This window comes from Roseovarius sp. MBR-78 (genome assembly GCF_040547535.1).
In the GTDB taxonomy this organism is placed as follows: domain Bacteria; phylum Pseudomonadota; class Alphaproteobacteria; order Rhodobacterales; family Rhodobacteraceae; genus Roseovarius.
The window spans coordinates 1-4686 of record NZ_JBEPPX010000061.1 but is presented as its reverse complement, the minus strand read 5'-3'; the positions used below and the strand labels follow the sequence as shown (position 1 = coordinate 4686).

The 4686-nt window shown below is 63.8% G+C and carries 2 protein-coding genes; both read left to right on the top strand.

All coding sequences use genetic code 11. The features are described 5' to 3' along the window. Nucleotides 1-92: 92 nt before the first annotated feature. Nucleotides 93-224 (top strand): type II toxin-antitoxin system RelE/ParE family toxin, encoded by a 132-nt coding sequence (locus ABIE58_RS19965; RefSeq protein WP_502950126.1) that lies wholly within the window; start codon nt 93-95, stop codon nt 222-224. Between the two features lie 106 nt (nt 225-330). Continuing rightward, nucleotides 331-4593, top strand: coding sequence for a strawberry notch-like NTP hydrolase domain-containing protein (locus ABIE58_RS19960; protein ID WP_354546369.1), 4263 nt, complete (start codon nt 331-333; stop codon nt 4591-4593). The last annotated feature ends 93 nt before the right edge of the window (nt 4594-4686 follow it).

Sequence of the window (4686 nt, the reverse complement as noted above, 5' to 3'; positions counted from 1 at the left end):
GGAACTTCTTCGCAAACGATCAGGAACGCGTCCGTTCTATCAGTGACCGAGAATATGCCAAAGCGGTCAATTCATAGGGCCGTTGGTATCAGATGTACCGCGCGGGCCGTGTGGACGGGACTAGGGAGATGGTTGTTCGGCCGAACTACATCGTGGTTTATGCTGAAAGCCCTGAGATGGTGACCATTTTGCGCGTTCTTCATGCTGCGCAGCAATGGCCATGATCGGGGTGCAGGCCCCCCGCTAAGAAATTGCCCGCTCTACGCCTTCAAAGTGTAGAGCGGGCTTTTTGTCCTTTGGAATTCAGACCCTGATCCAAAGGAAACCCCCATGTCCAAGCACCGCTCAACGCTCCCCAATCCTGTTGAATCCGACGCTAACCTCACCTCTGCCCTCGCGCAGATCGGCGCGGAGGTCGACAACCAGCCCCTGCGCAGTTCAGCGCTCGCGCGTATCATGCGCGAGACGTTCCATGGCAGCGATGCCGGCGGTGCCTGGGACTGGCGCATGGCATATGACCTGATGCAGGCCGCGGCTGTTCAGGTGCTGCTGCGTGGGGACGGTGCTTCAGGTGACATCGCCGCTGCAAGGCTGCTTGCCTCGCGGCTCCTGACGGAAACCCGCCGCTCCGAGCAGCAGATCCGGCTGCAGCAGTTTTCCACGCCGCTGCCATTCGCGGCGCTGGTGGTGCGGGCCGCAGCGATCCGCAAGGGCGAGGCTGTGCTGGAGCCTTCTGCTGGCACCGGTGCCCTGGCCGCTTTCGCCGCCCGGGCCGGTGCCACGCTTGTGCTCAATGAAATCGACCCCTTTCGCCAGCGCCTCCTGCGCGCGGTTTTCGGCGGCGAGGTGACGGGCCATGACGGCGAGCATATCGACGATCTGCTTCAGACGCCGGTTCTACCCGACGTCGTGGTGATGAATCCGCCCTTCGCCTCCTCGGTCGACCGATCCCGCGACAAGCACATCGCTGCCAAACATCTCATTGCGGCTGCAAAGCGCCTGGCACCAGGTGGGCGCCTGGTGGCGATCATGCCGCCGGGGTTCACGCCCGAACGCGATGCCGCGCATTGGTCCCGCGCCTGCGGTCTCCTGACGCCACGATTGGCGCTGACGATGCCGAGGCAGGTCTACCGCAAGCTCGGCACCTCTGTCGAAACCCAGCTCATGGTCTTCGACAAGGTGCAGGAGGGCGGCGAGATGATCCGCGCCACTTTGTGCGATCTGGATGAAGCCCTTCCATTTGTCGATGCCGTGGCCGCAACACGGACCGAGATGAGCCCGGCCCAACGGGTTGAAGCGATCCCTCATGCTCGGCCGACCGTTCGATCATCTGTCCCGCGCAAGACCGCTGCCGGTGTTATCACCGCCCCCACAGCCAGGGCCAGTGCCGTCCGTCCGCTCAGCTTCACGAGCCTTCAGACCCCGCGCAACAACATGCCCATCTCGGACATCTATGCGCGCTACCGTCCGCAACGGATCAAGATTGCGGATGCGCAGGAACATCCCACGCCGCTCGTTGAAAGCATCGCCATGGCCTCGGTTGCCCCGCCCATGCCCTCAAATACGGGCCGTGATGACTTGCGCCTGCCCGCACGGTTGATCGAGGAGGGACATCTCTCCGAGGCGCAGCTGGAAACCATCATCATGGCGCATGACGCCCATCGGCGCGACCTGCCGGGTCGGTTCGCGATCGATGACGACCAGACCAAGCTGACGCGCGCCGATGATGACCCGGATGGACGTGCCTATCGCCTTGGCTATTTCCTCGGCGACGGCACCGGTTGCGGCAAGGGGCGCGAATGCGCGGGGCTCATTCTCGTGAACTGGCTGGCCGGTCGCAGAAAGGCGATCTGGGTCTCCAAATCCGCCACGCTCATCGAGGACGCCATCCGCGACTGGACCGATCTCGGCGGCTCGCCAGCCGACATCCAGCCGCTCTCAAAATGGAAACCGGAGCAGCCCGTCCCTATGGGTGACGGTATTCTCTTCGTCACCTACGCCACGCTGCGGTCCGCGGGCAAATGCGGCACCACACGACTGAGCCAGATCCTCGACTGGATGGGCGAAGACTTTGAAGGCGTACTGGCCTTTGATGAGGCCCATGCCATGCAGAACGCGGCCGGGTCCGAGCAGGGCAGGGGGGTCAAACCCTCCCAGCAGGGCCTTGCTGGCCTGCGGCTGCAACTGGCAGCACCCCGCGCTCGCGTCTTCTACATCTCGGCCACGGGTGCCACGAGCGTGCACAACCTGGCCTATGCCGCGCGGCTGGGGCTCTGGGGGCAGGGCCCCGAATACCCCTTCCCAAGCCGCGAGAGCTTCGTTTCTGCGATGGAAGCCGGCGGTGTCGCTGCCATGGAGGTGGTCGCGCGCGATCTCAAGACGCTCGGGCTTTACACGGCGCGTGCCCTCAGTTTTGATGGGGTGGAGTATGACGTGCTCGAACACGCGCTCACTCCGGCCCAGATCGAGGTCTATGACGCCTACGCTGGAGCGTTTCGCACCATCCACCACAATCTCGAAGCCGCGCTGACGGCGACCGGCGTCAACGACGCCTCGGGCGAGACCAATGCGTCGGCCGCACGCGCCTCGGCCAAGTCCCGCTTCGAAAGCACGAAACAGCGCTTCTTCAACCATCTCCTGATGGGCATGAAGGCTCCAAGCATTATCCGCGCCATCGAGGACGATCTGGCGGCGGGCAAGGCTTGCGTCATCCAGGTGGTCTCGACGGGTGAGAGCCTGCTGAAACGTCGACTTGAGACGATGGATCCCGAGGATGAACTCGTCGAGGGTGCCTTGACGCCGCGCGACTATGTTCTCGGCTACCTCGAACAGGCCTTCCCAATCCATGCTCAAAAGCTCGTGGAGATCGATGGCAATATGGTGGCCGAGCCGCTCCGCGATGAAACTGGCGCGCTGGTCGTCTCGCGCGAGGCGCTCGCTCTGCGTGACGCGGCCATGATGGAGTTGATGACGCTGGCCCCGATCCCCTCGGCGCTCGATCAGATCCTCTGGGCCTTTGGCGACGAGGCTGTAGCAGAGGTCACGGGCCGGTCCATCCGGCCCCTCAAGGCCGAGGATGGCCACCTCTTCATCGAGAAACGCGCCGCCAGCAGCAATTCATCCGAAACCCAAGCCTTCATGGACGGCGAGAAGGATATCCTTATTTTCTCCGATGCAGGCGGTACGGGCCGGTCCTATCACGCGGCGCAAACGGCGAAGAACCAGAAACGGCGGCGGCACTATCTTCTGGAGCCCGGCTGGCGCGCGGATGCGGCCATCCAGGGGCTCGGGCGCACGCATCGCTCGGCTCAGGTCAGCGCGCCCTTCTTCCGGGTCTGCACCTCGGATGTGCATGGCGAAAAACGTTTCACCTCGACTATAGCCAAACGCCTCGACCAGCTGGGGGCCTTGACCAAGGGTCAGCGCGAGACCGGCTCGCAGGGCATGTTCCGGGAGGAGGACAATCTCGAAAGCCCGATCGCGCGGGCGGCGCTGCGTGGGTATTTCGCCGATCTTGCCGCCGGGCGCGCTGAGGCGATGAGCTACGAGAGCTTCACCGACTGGACAGCCCTGCGGCTGATCGACAAGGACGGGGTGCTCCTTGAGGAGCTGCCGCCGATCCAGCGGTTTCTCAACCGAGTTCTGGCCCTGCCCATCCACATGCAGAACGCGCTCTTTGGCGAGTTCATGCGCCGGATCGCTGATCAGACCGAACGCGCGCGCGCGGCAGGCACGCTCGATCTCGGCGTGGAAACCCTGCGCGGCGAAAAGATCGAGCAGGTCTCCACAGAGGATCTCTGGACCTGCCCGAAATCCGGCGCCGTGACGCGGATTATCGGACTTGAGGTGACGGACCCAGTGTATGTCCTGGGCGCCGAAGAGGCCATATCGCGCAACCCCGACAAGCTGCCGATGGTCAATCGCGCCTCCGGTCGCGCGGCGCTCATCTCGGCGCGGCCCATGCAGATGTATGACGAGGACATCGTCACGCTGATGCGCAAGGTGGTGCGGCCAAACGGGTCGAGCTATCTCGAAGAGGCGCGGTTCGAGTCCTCGGCTTGGGAAGATATTGAGCGGCGCGAGTTCACCCAGCTTTGGGACGCAGAGGCTGCGTCCCTGCCAAAAACCACCACGACCAAGCTCTACCTGCTGACCGGGCTGCTGCTGCCGATCTGGAAGGACATTCCGACCACCAATGAGCGCATCTACCGGGTCACGCCCGATGGGGCGACCGCCATGATCGGGCGCACGCTGAGCGAGGAAGGGGCGGCCGCGCTGCGCGCCCGCTTCCTCGTCTCCAACCCGCAAACACCGCAGGAGATGTTGACCGCCGCCCTCGGCACCACCGCGCCTGTCGATCTGGGCCGGGCTCTGACCCTGACCCGTCGCCGTGTCGCAGGCGAGATGCGCCTCGAGCTGGGCGGCGCGGATCGGGGCATGATTGATGGCCTCAAGGCAATGGGGTGTTTCACGGAGATCATCGCCTTCCAGCTGCGGGTGTTCCTGCCGCATGGGGACGGGATCGACACGGGAAGCATTCTGGCCCGGATCGTGGGGCAGGAAGCCGCCATGACGTCAGAACAAGCCGCCTGAAAAGTCAAAGATGCCGTAATGGGGCTTTCGGCGAATCGAGCACGTTTCGCTTGTTTGTCAGCATGATTTGAAGTGCCGTTGCCCTTGATGCGC